This window comes from Microcystis sp. LE19-84.1B (genome assembly GCF_027531875.1).
Lineage (GTDB): Bacteria > Cyanobacteriota > Cyanobacteriia > Cyanobacteriales > Microcystaceae > Microcystis > Microcystis panniformis.
The window spans coordinates 13,897-34,321 of record NZ_JAPZSR010000050.1; the positions used below are offsets into that span (position 1 = coordinate 13,897).

Here is a 20,425-nt window from a genome sequence, read left to right on the forward strand (position 1 = left end):
AGACAACTTTATTATACAATGCTATAGGCGATCGCTTTGATTTAATTCCTCAAATATAGCGTTATTGGTTGTGTACGGGTAAAATGCTATGATCAGGAAAGAAAATTTTCATCAATGACAAGTATTATTTATTAGATTGCAGGGTGTAACTATCTAATATTTTTTTTATTTTCTTCAAGATAATTAAACCAGTTAATTAAATCAGATTGAGAGGTAAAATCTAATAAAGCTTCTCCTAAATCTTCTAATTGTTCTAAAGATAATTCTTGAATTTTGTTGACCCAATCAGTTGAAATATTACCAACTCGGCGATTAATTTGTTTAAGAATTAGATTGGCTTCGCCTTTTTTAAAGCCTAAAATCTCACCTTCTGTGATTCCTTTAGCGAGAATTTCTTGATAAATAACCGATTCCTTCATAATTTCCTCCTTGAGTAATCTTTTAATGATAGATTGATTTAAAACTAACCCTGCAATAATACCAGTTGAGGCAGCAATGTTATTTCTCTCTATGTTATCAGAAATTTTTTCAATTTGACGAGCTACTTGTTGTAATATTTTTGCTGGATTATCAGTTTGAGACAAAACCGCAAACGGAAGTAAACCTGATACATCTAGAAAAGTTTCACTGGGAACTTCCCAGAGTCTAACTACATTATAACGATGTTGTAGTTCTAATAACTCAAAGGTATTAATTTTGACAGCAGCAGATTGATTTTTTCTCAGATAAATAACCACTTGATAAACTCTTTTTCGAGGAAACTGACGATAAATCCTCAGACGATAATCAGCCATGCTAAAAGGAATATCTTCTTTCGGATCTGTCTGAAATTCGATGTGAAGAATTAAGTCTTCTGATTGTAAAAAAATCAAACTATCTACTCTAATTGGATCTAGCAGTAACTCAGTCGGTTCCAACTCGGTTAATGTAATCGGTTCTCCGATTAACCAAGTGGCTATATCCCTTGAAAAAAGTGACGCTAAGATTCGACAAACATTATCATACATTCTTTCATCATATCATAAATTAGTCTCATTGTAGAATTTGCCATCTCAATTGTTAAGCAACAATCGACCAAAGGGGTAGAGTTCGTAACTATTCTGATTGACTGGTATCACTTGAAATTCTCACAAGGATCACAAAATTGGTCAATTGTCAATAGCATTTGAGATGCGCTCACCCCGGGTGGTGAGGATGTCAAAGAATCATCAAAAATAGCAGCGGTTGCCCCCTAGTTCTATAATCAGATCACGGCTAATTTGATTGGCTATCGACCCTATTTATGTCTATCTCCCCACCCCGTTCGGGTTACACTTTGCCGGTTTTTGCCTGTGCCAGTGCGATCGCATCTCTCCAGCATCTCCACGGCGAAAATGAGCTAAATTCCGTTACTTTTAATCTTTTAGAACCGCCAGAAGCCGTTACAATTGCCATCGAACAAGTTGCCCGACTTAACCCCGATGCTGCCCTAGCTATCACCCGCAGCGATCCGGGGGACAATTTAGATTTAACTAGAAATACCCCTATATGGGCGTTAGTAGAAAGAAAGACGGGTAATCAAGAGATAGAGATTCAAGGCGGCGCAGGAATCGGCCTACAGGTTGATAATGGCGGAAAATCAGCTATTTATAGTTATGCCCAGCGTCTGCTGCAAGAAAACCTCAGACCCCTGTTACTGCCCCAAGAAAGCATCAAAGTAACGATTATCCTTCCAGAAGGCAAAAAATTGGCCACAAGGACTTCTAACGCCGCTTTTGGGGTGGTAGAGGGATTATCTTTGTTAGGTACCACTGGCATTTCCCAACCCCTGAGCGCTCCCGGACAGTTGGAAATCTTTCGCGAGCAATTAAAAAATTTATCCCGTCGTTTCGATCGCTTGGTGTTTTGTATCGGGGAAAATGGCTTAGATTTAGCCCCTCAAATGGGTATTAATCCTGATATTTTGGTAAAAACAGCCAATTGGATCGGGCCGATGTTATTAGAGGCACAATTACAGGGAATCTCTGAAATTCTTTTGTTTGGTTATCACGGTAAATTAATTAAACTTGCCGGGGGAATCTTTCAGACTCACCATCATCTCGCCGATGGTCGTCGGGAAATTCTCACCGCCTACGCCGCTAAAATGGGTTTAGCTACCCCCCATCTCCAGCAAATTTTTGACAGTAGCACCAGTGAAAACGGTCTGGAATATCTGCGTCAATTAGACCGGCAAACGGGAGATAATTGGGTGGAACGCATCTATGGAGAAATGGCTAATACGATTGATCGCCGTTGCCAAGAATACGTTTATAACCACAGTAACGGTCATCTTGGGGTCGGTTGTATTTTATTCGATCGCTCTCGTTCTTTGATCAGCAAAAGCGAAAATGGCCTTAAATTTTTGCAAAATCTACCAGTCACTCCCCAGTGACCGTGCTATGATCGTGGGAATATTTAGTCTTAAAAAATGAAACTAATAAGGCGATACTATTGTAGCTTATTTTCAGAACAATAGCCGATTTAGTTTACAAAACTTTAACCTTTTCCTGCCAGTTTCTTTTTTTGATCGTAGTGACAACTCAAACCCCCCTTCCCACCCCCCAAGAGACTTTGCCCTCAGAGTCCTTCACTAATAGCCTTAATCGTCAAATAATCATCATTCTTGACTTTGGCTCCCAGTATTCTGAATTAATCGCCCGCAGAATCCGGGAAACGAACGTTTACTCCGAAGTTCTCTCCTATCGTACCAGCGCCGAACAATTAGCCCAAATCAACCCGAAAGGAATAATTCTTTCGGGCGGTCCCAATTCCGTCTATGATCCTGGAGCGCCTCACTGTGATCCCGAAATTTGGAATTTAGGTGTACCCATCCTCGGAGTTTGCTACGGGATGCAATTGATGGTACAGCAGTTAGGAGGTAGGGTAGAACGGGCAAAACGGGCCGAATACGGCAAAGCATCCCTATTTATCAACGATCCTACCGATTTATTAACCAATGTCGAGGACGGTTCCACCGCTTGGATGAGTCACGGGGATTCCTGCGTGGAATTGCCTGCGGGTTTTGAAATTCTCGCTCATACCGATAATACCGATTGTGCGGCCATTGCCGATCACCAGAAAAAACTCTTTGGAGTGCAGTTTCACCCGGAAGTTGTCCATTCTGTGGGAGGAATCGCCTTAATTCGCAATTTCGTCTATCATATCTGCAAATGCGAACCCACTTGGACCACGGAAGCTTTTGTCGAGGAATCGATCCGAGAAATTAGGGCAAAAGTGGGCGATAAGCGCGTTTTATTAGCTTTATCCGGCGGTGTGGACTCCTCTACCTTAGCATTCCTGTTACATCGAGCGATCGGTGATCAACTAACCTGTATGTTTATCGATCAGGGATTCATGCGTAAGGGTGAACCAGAACGATTAATGCAGATATTTAACGAGCAATTCCATATCGGAGTCCAGTATGTCAACGCTAGAAAGCGATTTTTAGCGCAAGTGGCCGGTGTCACCGATCCCGAAGAAAAGCGCCGTCGTATCGGCCATGAATTTATTCAGGTGTTTGAAGAAGAATCGAATCGTTTGGGACCCTTTGATTATCTGGCCCAAGGAACTTTATATCCCGATGTGATTGAATCGGCCGATAGTAATGTGGATCCCAAAACTGGGGAAAGAGTCGCGGTTAAAATTAAAAGTCATCATAACGTTGGTGGACTGCCGAAAAATCTCCGGTTTAAATTAGTCGAACCCCTGCGAAAATTATTTAAGGATGAGGTGAGAAAATTAGGTCGATCGATCGGTCTTCCGGAAGAAATTGTTCGTCGTCAACCTTTCCCCGGCCCTGGTTTAGCGATTCGCATTTTAGGGGAAGTCACCGCAGATAAATTAAATATTTTGCGCGATGCAGATTGGGTAGTGCGCGACGAGATTAATAAGCAGGGAATGTATCACGATTTCTGGCAAGCTTTCGCGGTTTTATTACCTGTCCGCAGTGTGGGAGTGATGGGAGATCAACGCACCTACGCTTATCCCATTGTCCTACGTTTAGTCGGCAGTGAAGACGGAATGACTGCCGATTGGTCCCGGGTTCCCTATGATTTATTGGAGACAATTTCTAATCGCATTGTCAATGAAGTTAAGGGAGTTAACCGCGTGGTTTATGATATTACTTCTAAGCCTCCCGGAACTATAGAATGGGAGTAGTATTGAATTATTGATTGATTATTAGTCCCGTCCAAATATTGGGGCGGGATTTTTGCAGAATAGACAATTGAGGAGATTAATTACTACCATGGCACAGTTAGAGATGTTGGAAGAAATAGAAGCGGTGGATTTTGCCGAAGAAGAAGAAGATATTGCAGGAGAATCAGCAAACCAAAAAAAGCTACAACTCAAAGAAATCTCCGAGACTGTTGTTGCTGGAAGTGATTGGACTACCGCAACGATCCGCGATCAATTAATTCGAGAAAATATTCAACTAAATCCGCGCTTTCAAAGACGAGATGCTTGGAATATTACTCGTAAAAGTCGATTTATTGAATCCCTAATTCTAGGGTTTCCAGTCCCACTGATTGTCTTAGCTGCTAATAATAAGGAAAAAGGGAAATTTATCGTTCTTGATGGCAAACAACGCCTACTAACAATTTTACAGTTTTATGGTGACAGTGCCACACCTAATAATAGTTTTACTTTAAAAGATTTAGAATTTCTAGATAATCTCAATGGCTGCCAATATCAGGATCTAAAAAATGACTTCAATTTAAATGATATCTCACACCAACTGGATAATCAAACTATCCGCACGATTGTTATCCGTAATTGGAAAACGGAGAATTTCCTCCATAAAATTTTTCTGCGTCTCAATGTGGAAAATACCCCTTTGTCTTCTCAAGAATTAAGACAAGCATTACACCCAGGGGGTTTTATTAATTTTTTAGATGATCGAGCGATCGAAAGTCAAGCATTAAAGAAAATATTTAAATCTTCCTATCCCGATTTCCGGATGCGCGACACTGATATACTCTTGCGTTATGTAGCTTTTCATTATTATTTATCCGATTATCGCGGTGATCTTAAAGGATTTCTTGATAATGCTTGTGTCTCGCTTAATGCTCGATGGGATCAAAACTCAGAAGAAATCAAAAATATTATTGATCAATTTGAAAAAGCTGTTCAGACAACGATTAATATTTTTGGAGAGAAAAACTTTTCCCGTCTCTGGCTGCCTGAATCGGCAACTTATCGAAGTCAGTTCAATCGAGCAATTTTAGATGTGATGGTTTTTTACTTTTGCGATGATCTAATTAGAGCAGCTGCCGAGAAAAACAAAGAACAGGTAGAAGAAGCATTTAAAAGTTTATTTCGTACTGCCATTGATCGATTTAAAAATGCTGTATTAATTAGTACAAATACTAAACAATCAACCTATGATCGTTTTCATTTATGGGGTCAAGCTTTATCAAAAGTATTAGATATTAACTTCAATATTCCTCAGATGGAAGACAATCGTATTATTTTTAAGTGGGTAAGATAGTTGTTTTTTTACTATGCCGAAATCTCCAATAACGTAGGTTGGGTTGAAGCATGAAACCCAACACCCGCATAGTTTACGCTACCGCTAACCCATCCTACCAATAATTGTGCCTCCCTACTTACAGTATAATAAAAGGCAGACAATAGAGAGCTAATCATCAAAGTGAAACATAGACCAATTGCGATCGATTTATTTGCCGGCTGCGGTGGGATGTCCCTTGGTCTAGAAGCGGCGGGATTTGATATTGCTGTAGCGGTGGAGTTTGATGCAGTCCATTCCTTGGTTCATCATTTTAACTTTCCCTATTGTCAAACTATTTGCCGGGATATAGCCAAAGTAACAAGTAGAGAAATATGGGAATTATTAAAACTAAAAGGCTATGCCACCGATGTTAGTTTAATTGCTGGTGGTCCCCCCTGCCAAGGTTTTTCATTAATTGGTAAACGACAAATAGATGATCCTAGAAATTCTCTTGTATTTGAATATCTGCGGATTGTAGGGGAAATTAAACCCAAGTATTTTATCTTTGAAAATGTTCCCGGCATGGCTACCGGTAAACATAAACAATTTTTAGAGGAGTTAATCTCTGAATTTGAAGCTATTGGCTATACAATTAATCAGCCAATTAAAATCCTCGATGCCAGTGAATACGGCGCACCACAAAAGCGCAGAAGATTAATCTTAATTGGTAGTCGAAAAGACGTGACGATGGCTAAATATCCCCTGGCAAAGACCGTCGATTTGAACTCAGCCAAAAAATCAGCTTTTACCAGCGTCTATGATGCGATTTCAGATTTAGAATTAATACCGGCTTTTATCGATACTGATTTAGGCATACCCGCATCAAAACTAGATTATAGTGGTAAGAGGAAAAAATATTCAGTGCAGCCAAGGGATATTTTTAAACTTTGCCATCAAAGAACAGTAGATACAAAAATCTATGGACATATAGGCTCAGTTCATACCCAAAGATCACTTGATAGATTTATCGTAACCGAACCGGGTACAGTGGAACCAAAAAGTCGCTTTTTCAAGCTTTCTCCCACTGGTTTATGTAACACTCTCCGGGCCGGAACTAATAGTGACAAAGGGGCCTATACTGCTCCTAGACCCATTCACTATTCTATTCCTCGTTGTATTACTGTACGAGAAGCCGCCAGATTACATACATTCCCCGATTGGTTTCAGTTTCACCGCACAATATGGCATGGTTTTCGTGAGATTGGTAATGCAGTTATTCCGCTATTATCGAAAGAACTTGGCTCTTCTGTGATGGGAGCAATGAATATTAATACCGCTAATCTCAACCGAGTTATTTTGGAAAGAATGCCCGAAGACTTATTGCTATATAATATGTCTCAGGCATCAAACTATTGGGGAATCCCTGACGATGTTATCCCGAAAAGAAAACGAGGTGTCTCTCAGAGACTGGTCAGTATTTAAATTATACCAAATCCGTTTTTGATAGTAGGATTAACTGCCTATCGAACTTTAAAAACCTGCTCCCATCTTCCCACTCCCCCTAGACTTTTTGAACAGAATTTACTATCATTTTTATTATTCGGGAACCGTCCACCAAGCGAGAGCAAAAGCTTGTTCTTTCTCATTAACTTGTTGACGATATTGAACCCGAATTTTATAGTTTCCAGAGATGGGGACAGGACAAAAAATATGCTCTAAACTATCACTATCACTCAGGGAAGCACAGGTGTATTTAACATTATTATCCTCTTGAGCAGGTAAAAGATAAACATCTAAATTATTCAGTCCGCGATCCCGGAAACTTTCATCGATATCATAGAGATTATTGCGATTAGTATCGATTAGTTCTACCAAACGATCCCAAGCCAAAGTTATCGAAGTAAAACTATTAGCTTTTAAGGGCTTCTCTAGGGCATAATCTTGATAACCATTAGCGGTAACTGTACCGTAATCCCAACCAATAGGAGGAATAGATTCTGCGGCCGACCATTGACCATTACTAAACTGTTGGTAGGCGCGAAAAGTGTTAAGATGTCCCGTCCCCATCTGCATATCTAAAGGAATTTTCGGGTCTTTATAAGCATCGGACTCTAACCAAGTTTTTTGATCCTTAGTTAAGACCGTCCGTCTCATACCTAACCGTAACCCATCGCCCGTATCTTTAATTTTATCGGCAGCATTAAGCATTACTGCCTTCATCACTTGATGATGACGAGAATCGACACTCCAATGGGGATTTTTTTGATTAATTTGTTGATCGCCGTATTCTTGTAAAAGTGCCACGGATGCCGTAATATGAGGAGCGGCGAAACTGGTGCCACTAACGGTATTTAATTTACCTTTGAGGTCATAAAGCTCTATTTTATTGCCAGGAGCAACTAAATTAATCGACCGTCGCGAACCATCATTAATTTCCCGTTTAATTAAACTGCGACCAATACCCACTGGCAAAGCACTAATATTAGCAAAATCAACTTTAGTAAATTTTCCTTCTCTTTTCGCTGTATAGGCGGTAGTAATGCCGTTAAAATGATCGGTGGGAATGGGAATTCCTCCCTTACCTTGATTACCAGCAATTACATAAAGAACATCATCAACTCGCGATGACCAATCAACACATTGAGTTAATAAAGCTTGACCATCTAATTTTGGTTCCTGTCTTTGATCTCTTTGCAAAGATTCCCCAAAACTAAAGTTAATGGCGCGCACATCACCGCTATTTTGTCGGGCAATATTTTGACTAGCCAGACATTCTTCCGGTTGTCCGCCCCGTCGCAAAGAACCCACCGCCCCCGAATATAATCTCGCTTTTGGAGCCACTCCGGGGATTTTTTTATCATCACTGACCATCACTGTTGCCACCATAGCGGCGTGATTATCGAGATAGGTGTTGGGTTTGGCAATTTGATCGCGAAAAAAAACACCGGCTAACTTATAGGGAGGCTGCCAAGCTGCCACTTTATCATAACCGAACTGAGCCGGTCGTCCGATTTCTACTTGACCGATGGCAATTTTTCGCCCTAATAAATTATAGGGTTCCGCCCGCAGGCGATCGGCATAAATTCCCTGTTCACCGATGGAATTAGAAAGAACTAGGGAAGGAAGCAGAATTATCGTTACTACTAACCCGACGACAAACCAAAACCCTCTTTTCATCATCAGCAATCCTGCGGCGGTAAGGTGATACCGATCCATTCTAAGACAGAAATATCAGAAAATACCTAAATCTCTTTTTTGGCTAGGCGGGATGGTAATAAAAAGCTACTGCCAAGATTAAATAGGTGGCTAGTAATAGGGTTCCATCTAACCAATTGGAACGACCGGTAAAGCTGATTAAATTAGTAACAATCACCGCTACAATTAAAGCCACCACGTTAAAGGGATTAAAATTTAAATCCATCGGCTGCTGCCAAAATTGACCGATAAAAACTAATAAAGGTGCCACGAATAAAGCCACCAATAAACTATCACCCATAGCCACGGAAACCGTTAAATCCATCTGATTTTTTAGGGCTAATTGAGTGACGGTAACTATTCCAGAAACATCGCTAATTAAAGGAATGAAAATCACCCCGATAAAGAGAGGAGTGAGATTAAATCCTTCCATCACCGATTCCACTACATCAACAAATAAATCCGACTCATAAGCTACAGCTACGGTGGAAGTAAGCAGCACAAGTAACCAAATCCAGACTTGAGCTTTTTCTTCCTCACTAACCTGATTGTCGGGGGTATTTTCATTACTTAATCCCACTTCGTAGAGATAGCTATGGGTTTTGAGGGAAAATAATAAAGTTAACCCGTAAACTATTAATAAAACCGTGGCGGTGACTAGGGAAAGACTGAGAATATCGGCAACTTCCACCACGTTAGAAGTATATATTACCAAAGTTGGTAAAGCGATCGCTATTACTGCTAAAGTCATGGAAGAACCATTTACCCGCGCTAAAATCGGTTTAAATTCCTGCTCTTTGTAGCGAATTCCTCCCGTGAGCATTCCCATGCCCATAAATAATAATAAATCACTGAGAATACTACCGGTAATACTGGCTTGTACGATGTCCACCAAGCCTTTTTTTAGGGCAATTAAGGCAATAACTAAAGTGGTAGTATTGCCAAAGATAGCATTAACTAATCCTCCCAAAGTTGGCCCAGTGACTACGGCAACTCTTTCCACAGACGTACTTAACCAAATTGACAGGGGAATAATCGATAAAGCGGCAGTGATAAAAATAGCTTGATCTCCCCAATTAAGACGACTAGCGACCACCGATAGGGGAATAAATAATAGGAAAGCAAAGGAGACAATTTTTCTTAAATTCATGGGTTATTAATGGTGATTTCTCCCACCATTCCCGCTTCAGCATGACCTGGAATAGTACAGATTAATTTATACTTACCAGTTTTGAGAGGAACTATTACCCATTCTGCCTGTGCATTAGGTTTTAATTCTAGTTCGTGAATTGCCCCTTTAATCTCCACTTTTCCCGCTTCAACTTTCTGCGTCCAACTAGCATCGGCGAAGTCTTTAGCGGTAAAATAATGTTTAGTGGGACTGGGATTATCGAGGATTAATTTGTATTTTTGTCCGGCAATAAAGTTTAATTGACTAGGAAAGAATTTTAATTCTCCTTGCCCGGAGCCTAGACTAATTTTAACTTCTAGAGGGGCGGACCCGGCGAAGGCGGGAAAAGTCACTAACCAACAACTAATTAAAACTATTACTAATGCCACAAATTTTTGATAGATATCCTGGCCAGCGAAGTAGGGATTAGAATTCATTTTGCTCCTGCAGCTAATAATAGAGAAAATCTGGCGGCTTTGACGATAATTTTACAACAAGTGGTGATTCCTAAGTGAGTGGGTGGAATTAAATATAAAATGAACGTAGGTTGGGTTGAAGCATGAAACCCAACGCCCGCTCATGTTACGCTACTGCTAACCCATCCTACAAATAATTGTGCCTCTCTACTTACCGACTCTTTTCCCTTCCATCCCTTAAAAGTCCCTTGGTCATGGTTAAAACCGCGGGACTTCTAGCCACTGTAATTTAAATCGACAAAATTAATCTAAGCTATCGGGAGAATGGGGATAAAGTTGTTCTGCTTCCGGACAATCTTCCGAGACATTAATATCAGGATTCGTCCGCGACACCGATGCCAGTTTTCTGCTCACCGCACCGATACTTTCTAAACGCACCATTTCTTCCCAAGAACTAATTTCGTCTTCTTCTTCTGTTTCGTAGCGAATGGTGACGAGATCGCTTTCTAGATCGACAATACGAGCATTATCGATCCATCTTTGCTGATCGCGCAAGAAAATGCAGACTTCCTGACCATCCATACAGAATTGATAAATCTTGCGGTGTAACATAAATTGCTCCTAAACAGCTTCTTTTGTTGGATTCAACTAACGGGAAGTGACAAAATGCCAATCTCAGCAATAGCTCAAGAATTCCCGTGGGTAACACAAAAGGGAGAAAAATTCCGCTAGTAGTGGCAAGAATGGGTAAGAAAAGTCAGGTTTCCAGTTTGGGGCTACGTTCTTCAAAGACATCGATTCGATTAATAGACGGCTTCGGCGATTCAGTAAAAAATCGCCCTTATAGAGTCATTGTCACATAAATTTTCACTTCCTAACAGTATTCCTGGATGGAATCGGGAATGAGGTTTAGGGATGAGGTTATGCCATTTTTCTTTATTCATGGCAGGTATCCTACTCCCCTCTTGCGCCCCTCCACCCCCCACATCGGTAGGGCAGGGGGAGTTTGGGGGTGAGGGCAATTAACCATATCTGCCATTACTTTTGAAAAATGCTATCAGTACCGTCCCCTTTCCAACCCCGAAAAATAGCTATAGACGCTCTGCCATCTTGGCAAGTCATGGGGCATCGCTCGCCACTTGATTCCGTTGGCCGATAAATAAAAAATGGCTGTGAGCTTATAGCTACTTCAGGGTAAGCGCATCTTAAGGATCCTTGACAAAATGAACTTTATGTGAGTTGCTTACCCACGATTCAGGCATATTTGAGGAGAATTTGCCATCTCAATTGTTAATAGCGTTTGAGATGCGCTCACCCTGTACATCGAAGGAGCTATTTATTATTTACTCAGACTGAGACTCAGGGAGTAACTTAGGTTGAAATAATTGGGAAGGAACAAAACGAAAACCGCTTTGATCTTCTTGACGAATTAATAATCCTTGTTCTTCCATCGATTTAAGTTGGGGCAAGAGAGCAACAAAGGTTATAGCATCAAGTTTAGCCAAAGTTTGATCAGAAATATTCTCACTAATGCCACCGGCTTGATGAGCAACGTATAATAAATGACGAAACTGAGGACTTAAATAATCAGTAAAGTCTTTTTGAAGGATTTGCCAAATTGAATAAAAAGCAGTTTCATCAATAATTTCATATCCTTCTGAAGCAGCTTGCCTTAATACTTTTTCACAGATAGTATTCAGTTGTCGAGGAATTCCTTGAGCGTAACCCGTAATTAAATTGATGACTTCCTCTGTGAAAGGATAGGGATCATTTCGCTGTTCGTTTCTGGCACTATTAAGATAATTAATAGCAATGTGACGTAAATCATCTTGACTCATGGGTTCAAGGGGAATATCTTCAGAAAAGATACCAAGGGCTTTTAAGGTTGCTTCTTGAAACTCGGTAAAGCCTCTTCCTGTCATGATAAATCCTCGATGTTTTCCCATCCGAAATAAATCTAAACTACTTTCTAAAATTGTCTGGACAACAATGGGATCTTTTTTGTCAAAATCATCAATAGCAATAACAATACGAGAATAAATTTCTTCGGCTCTATTTAATAACCGAATGAGTAGAGGATACGGGTCAGCATTGGCGGTGGGAGTCAGTTGATTAGCAGGGGATTCTTCCTTTTTGCCAAAGGATAAAAAGCCTAATTTAACTTGTCCTTCAGTAGTGGTTTTATTGCGTTGGATAGAATACCCTAAAAGCGTATTAGCAATGTCTCTTGATTCTTGATCACTATCCGCTAAACTATCGGCTACAGCTAATAATAAAGCACGATAAAATTCCGTGGAACTTTCCCCAGGAATACTGCTAATATAAAGCAATAACATTTTTTCATTTAATTGGTTAACTTCCTGTTGTAACTGGTTAATTAAATTAAAAATCAAAGCAGTTTTACCAATACCCCAAGCTCCCCTAACTAGGATATTACGTCCTTCATAGAGGGTCGGAATAACGACATCTAAAACTTGATCTCGTCCATAAAAAATCTTTGCTAATTTTTTGCGATCATCGGGGGGAGTTGCTCGAAAAGGATTTTCTATAAGTCCCCATCTTTTGAGAGTTGATTGATAACGGCTGAGTCTTGACATTTTTTACGCAGATTGTAGAATTTTTAGTAGATAATTAATTTCCTCTAGTCGTTCTGAATTATTTTTTTCTTGATAATATGTTTGTGCCTCTTTTAAATGACTACAAGCTTGGGAAATCTTGCCAATTTGTATTTCTAGATTGCCCAGTGCAGTTGTCACAGAAGCCACATTATCTTGATCACCCAAACGACGGAATAGACGTAAAGAATCTTTAAAATAAAGTCTTGCCTGTTCGAGCCTACCAGTGCGATGATAGAGACGGGCAAGTTCCAATAAAATTGGAGCCAAACTACTAATATCCTTTTGTTTTTGATAAAGTTGCTGACAATTTTCTAAGTGTTCAATAGCTTCTGTATAATATCCACCCTCAAATAAAGCTTTTCCTAATTGATAGGAATAGTTAAAATATAAGGTTTTGTTTTCGGTTTTTTCAATAATTTCTCCAGCTTGTTTATAAGAGTTAATTGCTTGTTGAATGTCTGCCACTTTACCAAGAAGTCTAAATCGTTCTCTGAGAGTATTGGCTAAATTATATTGTGTCTCTGCCCAATCTCCTGGAAAGGCTTGACGGGTATAAATTTGTAAGGCTTCTTGATAACAGACAATTGCATTTTCGATATTCTCGGCTTTATTGCCTCTAATTCGTTCACTGTAAGCATTGCCTAAATTATTTTGAGTAGTTGCCCAGTCAAGAGGAAAGGCATCAAAAGTACGAATTTTTAAGGCTTCTTGATAACAGAAAATTGCAGTTTCTATATTCTCTACTATGTCTCCTTGGATTCTGTTTTTGTAAGCACCACCCAGATTATTTTGTGTTACTGCCCAATCTTGAGGAAAAGCATCACGGGTACAGACTTCTAAAGACTGGTTTAATGCTGCTATAGCTAACTCTAAATTTTCTGCCCTTTCCTCTCTGATGCGTTGACTATAAGCAGCACCCAGATTATTTTGTGTCCTTGCCCATTCATAAGGAAAAGCATCACGGGTTCTTACTTCTAAAGACTGGTTATAAGCAACAATAGCTAACTCTAAATTTTCTGCCCTTTCCCCTCTGATGCGCTTACTATAAGCATTCCCCAGATTATTTTGTATCCTTGCCCATTTTTCAGGAAAAGCTTGACGGGTATATACTTCTAAGAGGGTCTGATAGCCTGTAATAGCGATTTCTAGATTATTAGCCCGACTTCCCAAAGGAAAATCTGCAATCTTAATACATAAATTCTGAATCACCCCGACAATAGCCGCCACTTCTTCTGGTTTCCTTTGAGAAAACACATTTCTAGCCCATTGTTGCAACAGTTGGGCAAAGGTATCATCTAACAGATGTTGACGGCGTTGTAGGATAGGATAAACCACCGTAGGATCGCCATTACTCTCCCATTCTGCTTGTAAGACTTCTGATAAAAACTCCTGATATTCCTCTATACTTCCCGCTTGAAGGTTGAGAAACTGCCCCAATTGTTGCACCATATCGCGTAACCAAGATGATGTGATGGACTATGATTTTTTCGACAGACCGACCCTATGAATATACTAATTAAAAAAAGGTGGGTTAAGTCCCACCTTGATAACTGATTAGGATTTTTGGCTAAAATAGGCCTCTAGCGCCTCATTGATGATTTGATTCATCGGCCGTTTTTCCGTTTCCGAAGCTTCCTTGAGACGGACAAACATATCATCGGGGACGCTGACACGGTTTTGATTTTTACGGACGCGTTTGGGTTTTGATTCAGTGGTAGTAGTTTCGGTCATTTTAGGTGTGTAGGTGGCTGAAAATGCTTGTAAAGCAGGGAAATTGACTCGGTGACAGAATTCTCCGAAGGTCTCGTTATTTTGTTGATTCTGTTGGAAGTAAACGAAAATCGGTTCTAAGACCTTTTCTAGATCATCGATCGCCATTTTATCCAAATAGGGGCGCGCTAGTCGAGTTTGATCGGCTGTTCCCCCCAACCAGAGTTGGTAGGAATTGGGAGCGCTACCCACAAATCCTAATTCTGCCATATAGGGACGCGCGCAGCCATTGGGACATCCTGTCATGCGGATGACAAATTCCTCTTTGCTTAATCCTAAACGATTAAGCAGGGTGCGAATGCGTTCAATCACGCTGGGTAAAATTCTTTCTGACTCGGTAATCGCTAATCCACAGGTGGGCCAAGCGGGACAGGCCATGGCATAACGGGTTAAAGGGTCAATTTCGGCGGGATTGGTGATAATTCCGTGTTCTTTCAGGATCGCCTCGATCGCTTGCTGATCTTTGGGTTCAATTTCGTAGAGAATGATATTATGGTTAGCCGTCAAGCGCATGGGTAGCTGAAAACGCTCGATAATCACTTTTAAGGCGGTTTTTAGCTGAAAACTGCCTTCATTTTTGACCCGGCCATTCTCCACAGAAAGACCAAAAAATAATTTTCCGTCTCCCTGTTCATTCCATCCCAAAAAGTCTTGATATTCCCAATCGGGGAGGGGTTGGTAGGGGGCAATTTTTTGGCCGAAATAACCCTCAACAGTGCTGCGGAATTTTTCTACTCCCCATTCTTCGAGGATATATTTCATTCTCGCATGACGACGATCGCCGCGATCACCGTAATCTCTTTGGGTTGCCACGATCGCTTTTACTAGATCATATACCTCCTCTTTACTCACATAACCGATCGCATCGGCCATTCTGGGGAAAGTTTCTTCCTTATTGTGGGTTCTTCCCAGTCCACCCCCCGCAAGGACGTTAAAACCCTGTAATTGACCATTCGCGTCGGTAATCACCACTAAACCGATGTCATTGGTGTAGATATCGATGGAGTTGTCCCCCGGCACGGTGACACCCATCTTGAACTTACGGGGCATATAATGTTGACCGTAGATCGGTTCGATCGGATCGTTTTTGTTGATGCCATTTGTATCTTTTTGTCTCGATGCCTTGACTTCTGGCGCTTCTTCTGCACTGATCACTTTTTCGCCATCGAGCCAAATTTCGTAGTAAGCTCCAGTTTGGGGAGTGAGCAAATCGGCGATATTATTGGCATATTCCCAAGCATAGCCGTATTCGGGGCGATTTTTGTAGGGGGCTGGCGGTGCGGTGACATTGCGGTTAACATCACCACAGGCCGCTAAAGTGGATCCCATACTGCGGATAATTTCCCCGAGGGTTGCTTTGAGATTTTTCTTTAAAATGCCGTGTAATTGGAAGCCTTGGCGGGTTGTCACCCGTAAAGTGCCGTTACCGTAGCGATCGGACAAACTATCGAGGGTAAGATATAGTTGCGCGGGAATAAAACCCCCCGGACTGCGGGTACGCAACATCATTTGATAGTCTTTTTCTTGACCTTTGGCTCTATTGTCGCGATTATCCTGTTGATAGGAACCGTGAAACTTGAGAATCTGAACCGCCGCATCGGTAAAATGGGTTGTATCTTCGAGGAGTTCACTGGCCAAAGGTTCTCGCAAATAATTACTGCGTTCTTTGATACCTTCGACTTTAGAAACCTTGGCGGTAGGAGAAATAGGAGTTGTAACCATCGTCTAACAGCACGATAACCTGTGGATAGGTCTTAGGAATTTAGACAAGCTCGATCGATCCTAAGAAGTTTTACTAACATGATCTCTAGAGTTCGTTCCAGACTCTGAGGTTTACAGTAGCGATCGAGACATTAATTCTATCTTAACTTCTTACCGTCCCCCGCGAACGCCATCTACCGATCTAATTTTTATGACCAATTCTCCTAACATTAAAACGGTTATTAGTCAAGAACCCTACATTATTCTTAACAATCAGGGAGAAATTCTCCCTTCTATTAATCTGAGTCGTCCTAATTATAAATTGGGTCGGGATGGTCAACAGGTGGATTTAGTTGTTCCCCAATACTGGACAGTGGTGAGTCGAGTCCAAGCTTGTTTTCGTCGTCAGGGAGATGATTACTATATCTACGATGGAGACGGGACTAATCCTAGTTCCAATCAACTTTTTATCAACAATCGCGTCATTACTCCCAAAGAGGGCTATCTTTTACGAAATGGGGATGAGATTAATATCGGTCAAGATGTCAAAAATTGCGTCAAGATTACCTATTATCATCCTAACCAACAGGTAAAAAGCCCACCTTTAGCTTTTAAATCGGTTTCCCTAAGCAATCGCAGTGTAGTTTTAGGACGAGATAATGCTGCCACTGTGGTTTTAGACGCTCCGACAATTTCCCGACAACACGCGATTATCGATAGCGATAACCAAAATCGTTATATTCTCCACGACAAAAGCACCAATGGAGTCTTTATCGACGGACAAAAAGTATCGGGTAGTGCCATTTTAACTAATGGTTGTACGGTGAGAATCGGACCCTATAGTTTTCGTTTGCAGGGAGATGACTTAGTTTTATTAGATACGGGGGATAATATCCGTCTGGATGCCGAAAATATCGTCAGGATGGTGCGGGATAAAAAGAAACGACCTTTAATAATTCTCAATCATATCTCCCTACCGATCGAACCGAGTCAATTAGTGGCAATTGTCGGGGGAAGTGGTGCGGGAAAATCGACTTTCTTAAAGACTTTATTAGGAATTGAACCCACCACCTCGGGAACTGTTTATCTGAATGGGGAAGAGCTGCGCCAGAATTTTAATATCTATCGCACCCAAATCGGTTATGTTCCCCAATACGATATCGTTCACAGGGATTTAACCGTGGGAGAAGTGTTATATTACGCTTCTAAATTAAGGCTACCTCCCGATCTTAATTGCCAAGAAGTGATCGAAAAAACCCTGGAGCAGGTGGAATTATTAGAAAGAAGAAATACTTTAGTCAGAGACTTAAGCGGTGGTCAATTAAAAAGAGTAAGTATTGCGGTAGAATTATTAGCTAATCCCAAATTATTCTTTTTAGATGAACCCACCTCGGGATTAGACCCCGGTTTAGATAAAAAGATGATGGAATTGCTGGCAAAATTGGCCAAAGAAGGCAGAACAATTCTCCTAGTCACCCATGCTACTAATAATATCAATCTCTGCGATCAATTAGTTTTTCTTGGTCAAGGGGGCAATTTATGTTATTTTGGTTCTCCGGGGGAGGCCTTAAATTTTTTCTCTTTACCTCAGGGGGATTTTGCCGATATTTATATTCATCTAGAAACTAGGGAAAAAGTTGAGCAAGAATGCCAACGGTTCCAACAATCCGACTACTACAAGAATAATATTGAAGCAAGAATCGGTAAAATATTTCAGCAAAATCATAGCAAACCGCAACAGGTTCAACAATCTTTTTGGCAACAACTACAGGTTTTATGTCAACGCTATAGCCAGTTAATTATCCGTGATCAATTTAGTTTAATTTTATACCTATTAACCGCCCCGATCGGAATTTTCTTAATGGCCATGATTTTACGCGACAAACATCCTTTATTTTTGGGAGATAATGCTAAGCGTGAAGATGCTATCGAATCGGCAACTTTAGCCTTAAAAACTCTCTTTGTTTTTACCTGCGCGGAATTGTGGGTAGGTTTTGCCTGTTCCCTACAGGAAATTGTCAAAGAATCAGCCATTTATCAGCGAGAAAGATTAGTTAATCTGGGATTATTACCCTATTTATTCTCAAAAATTCTGGTTTTAGCAGCCTTAGCTTTTCTGCAAACAATTGTAATTACCTGCGTAATATTTTGGGGATTTACTGACCCGCAACCAGAATTAATGACTTGGTTAATTGGCTGTTTTATTACCACATTTTTAACTATATTTGCGTCAATTAATCTCGGTTTATTAATTTCTGCTGGGGTTAATAACATCACCCAAGCAAATAGCGCCTTACCTTTAATTTTAATTCCTCAGATTATCTTTGCAGGGATATTATTTAGCTTAGAAGGTCTGGGGAAATATCTATCATGGTTGATGATTAGTCGCTGGTCGATTGGTGCCTACGGGGTATTAGTAGAGGTAGAAGATATGATTGCACAAGCAAAAAATCTTAATATCCCTTTACCCTTTGAGGATACCAATCAAGTTTATCAATTATCTATCAATAATTTGTTATTGAATTGGGGAGTTTTAATTCTTCATTCCCTTATTTATTTTCTCCTTACCTATTGGTTGCAAAAAAGAAAAGATATTTTATGATCTGAATGATAACTGATAACTGATAAGTAGGGAGGCACAATTATTTGTAGGATGGGTTAGCGGTAGCGTAAACTATACGGGCGTTGGGTTTCATGCTTCAACCCAACCTACGTTCTAAATTATGAATGATGAATGATGAATGATGAATGATGAATGATGAATGATGAATTATGAATTATGAATTATGAATGATAACTGATAACTGATAACTGATTACTGATTACTGATTACTGATAACTGATAACTGATAACTGAAGGCTAACCCTACTTAATTTAACTTCAGATCAAGAGCGATCGGACATTCCACTTTCGTTCCCCCTAAACCACAGTAACCGCCGGGATTTTTCGCTAAATATTGCTGATGATAACCTTCAGCATAATAAAATTCAGGTGCGTCGATAATTTCCGTGGTAATTTGACCATGGCCCGCTTGATTGAGAGCTTCTTGGTACATTGATCGGGATTTTTCCGCTAATTGCCTTTGCTGGGGACTATAGGTATAGATACCCGATCGATACTGAGTTCCCGTATCATTACCCTGACGCATTCCTTGGGTGGGATTATGACTTTCCCAGAAAACCTTTAACAGTTGTTCGTAGGAAATCACACTGGGATCATAGACCACTAAGACCACTTCATTATGCCCAGTCATACCGGTACACACTTCCTGATAGGTGGGATTAGGGGTGATACCAGCCGCATAACCTACGGCCGTGGTGTAAACTCCTTCTAATTGCCAAAATTTCCGCTCTGCTCCCCAAAAACAGCCTAAACCGAACATTGCGGTTTCCATACCGGTGGGAAAGGGGGGCTGCAAAGGATGACCGTTAACGTAGTGGCCGCTAGGTACGGGCATTTTTTCCGATCGCCCGGGTAGTGCTTCCCTTACTGTAGGCAAAGTTAATTTTTTTCCGAATCCGAATAACACCATAATTAAGAATTTGTCCAGAAAGTTTTACTTTACTTTACATTATCGCTTAATTTTGGCGATTTCAGTGATCAGTGATCAGAACTGATACTAAATCCGGTTATTAAAAACTGATTATTTATTCTCCTTTTTGCCTTTTGCATGAGCAGAAAACGGGTTTCTCGGAGAAACCCGTTTTCTGTGCGTTACTCAACGGATTTAGTATGAGGCTGCAGCTCAATTTTTGTCAATCTACTGATAAGTAGGTAGGCGTTAAAAATTATCAGATGCCCCCCTTATTAAGGGGGATCTCCCCGCCTATCGGCACCCCCCTTATCAAGGGGGGCAGGGGGGATCGAACCTAAAATCCATTTTTAATTTAATTATAACCAGCTACTGATACCATTTTTCCAAAGTAATGGCAGAGATGGTTAATTACTCACCGTTCGCTCATTTTTTCGAGTAAGAGAGTGTCAAACAGGTTGAAAAGCTTACCCAATAAAGGATTCAGCGACCCAGACTGACTCGGGTTCATCCCGAAGCAAAGTAAGTGGTAGTATAAATAGACTCCTCTACAT

15 protein-coding genes are annotated in these 20,425 nt (G+C 40.6%); 5 read left to right on the plus strand and 10 right to left on the minus strand.

Annotation, left to right across the window (positions count from 1 at the left end; all coding sequences use genetic code 11):
• Window positions 1-149: 149 nt before the first annotated feature.
• Window positions 150-1,007 (minus strand): Rpn family recombination-promoting nuclease/putative transposase, encoded by an 858-nt coding sequence (locus tag O9324_RS02495; protein WP_288139395.1) that lies wholly within the window; start codon window positions 1,005-1,007, stop codon window positions 150-152.
• A 275-nt stretch (window positions 1,008-1,282) separates the two neighbouring features.
• Here O9324_RS02495 and cbiD point away from each other — a divergent pair, with 275 nt between their 5' ends.
• The 4 genes from cbiD (at window position 1,283) to O9324_RS02515 (ending at window position 6,949) form a co-directional block, all read left to right on the plus strand.
• Window positions 1,283-2,410, plus strand: a complete 1,128-nt coding sequence (cbiD, locus tag O9324_RS02500) for a cobalt-precorrin-5B (C(1))-methyltransferase CbiD (protein ID WP_002765110.1) — start codon at window positions 1,283-1,285, stop codon at window positions 2,408-2,410.
• A gap of 140 nt (window positions 2,411-2,550) precedes the next feature.
• On the plus strand, window positions 2,551-4,176 hold the full coding sequence (gene guaA, locus O9324_RS02505) for a glutamine-hydrolyzing GMP synthase (RefSeq protein ID WP_287628015.1): 1,626 nt from the start codon (window positions 2,551-2,553) through the stop codon (window positions 4,174-4,176).
• A gap of 88 nt (window positions 4,177-4,264) precedes the next feature.
• Window positions 4,265-5,506: a DUF262 domain-containing protein gene (locus O9324_RS02510; protein WP_288139396.1), complete on the plus strand. Its 1,242-nt coding sequence runs from the start codon at window positions 4,265-4,267 to the stop codon at window positions 5,504-5,506.
• Window positions 5,507-5,668: 162 nt separating this feature from the next.
• On the plus strand, window positions 5,669-6,949 hold the full coding sequence (locus O9324_RS02515; RefSeq protein WP_288139397.1) for a DNA cytosine methyltransferase: 1,281 nt from the start codon (window positions 5,669-5,671) through the stop codon (window positions 6,947-6,949).
• 114 nt (window positions 6,950-7,063) lie between these two features.
• Here O9324_RS02515 and O9324_RS02520 read toward each other — a convergent pair whose 3' ends face one another.
• The 8 genes from O9324_RS02520 to sir form a co-directional block, all read right to left on the minus strand.
• Window positions 7,064-8,683, minus strand: a complete 1,620-nt coding sequence (locus O9324_RS02520; RefSeq protein ID WP_288139398.1) for a S8 family serine peptidase — start codon at window positions 8,681-8,683, stop codon at window positions 7,064-7,066.
• Between the two features lie 43 nt (window positions 8,684-8,726).
• Complete coding sequence (gene cax, locus O9324_RS02525; protein WP_072925943.1) at window positions 8,727-9,812, minus strand: calcium/proton exchanger; 1,086 nt, start codon at window positions 9,810-9,812, stop codon at window positions 8,727-8,729.
• Window positions 9,809-10,270, minus strand: a complete 462-nt coding sequence (locus tag O9324_RS02530) for a cupredoxin domain-containing protein (RefSeq protein ID WP_287628011.1) — start codon at window positions 10,268-10,270, stop codon at window positions 9,809-9,811. Before O9324_RS02530 ends, cax begins: the two co-directional genes overlap by 4 nt.
• A 282-nt stretch (window positions 10,271-10,552) precedes the next feature.
• On the minus strand, window positions 10,553-10,861 hold the full coding sequence (locus O9324_RS02535; protein WP_002757875.1) for a DUF6679 family protein: 309 nt from the start codon (window positions 10,859-10,861) through the stop codon (window positions 10,553-10,555).
• A 445-nt stretch (window positions 10,862-11,306) separates the two neighbouring features.
• Window positions 11,307-11,417: a transposase gene (locus tag O9324_RS02540; protein WP_370582930.1), complete on the minus strand. Its 111-nt coding sequence runs from the start codon at window positions 11,415-11,417 to the stop codon at window positions 11,307-11,309.
• Between the two features lie 175 nt (window positions 11,418-11,592).
• Window positions 11,593-12,846 (minus strand): ATP-binding protein, encoded by a 1,254-nt coding sequence (locus tag O9324_RS02545; protein ID WP_287628010.1) that lies wholly within the window; start codon window positions 12,844-12,846, stop codon window positions 11,593-11,595.
• 3 nt (window positions 12,847-12,849) lie between these two features.
• Window positions 12,850-14,316 (minus strand): tetratricopeptide repeat protein, encoded by a 1,467-nt coding sequence (locus tag O9324_RS02550; protein ID WP_288139399.1) that lies wholly within the window; start codon window positions 14,314-14,316, stop codon window positions 12,850-12,852.
• A 105-nt stretch (window positions 14,317-14,421) separates the two neighbouring features.
• Window positions 14,422-16,359 (minus strand): sulfite reductase, ferredoxin dependent, encoded by a 1,938-nt coding sequence (gene sir, locus O9324_RS02555; RefSeq protein ID WP_288139400.1) that lies wholly within the window; start codon window positions 16,357-16,359, stop codon window positions 14,422-14,424.
• 190 nt (window positions 16,360-16,549) lie between these two features.
• On the opposite strand from sir, the gene O9324_RS02560 reads away from it, so the two are divergent.
• Window positions 16,550-18,940: an FHA domain-containing protein gene (locus O9324_RS02560; protein ID WP_288139401.1), complete on the plus strand. Its 2,391-nt coding sequence runs from the start codon at window positions 16,550-16,552 to the stop codon at window positions 18,938-18,940.
• Window positions 18,941-19,208: 268 nt separating this feature from the next.
• On the opposite strand, the gene msrA is transcribed toward O9324_RS02560, so the two are convergent.
• On the minus strand, window positions 19,209-19,871 hold the full coding sequence (gene msrA, locus O9324_RS02565; RefSeq protein WP_288139402.1) for a peptide-methionine (S)-S-oxide reductase MsrA: 663 nt from the start codon (window positions 19,869-19,871) through the stop codon (window positions 19,209-19,211).
• Window positions 19,872-20,425 lie beyond the last annotated feature (554 nt).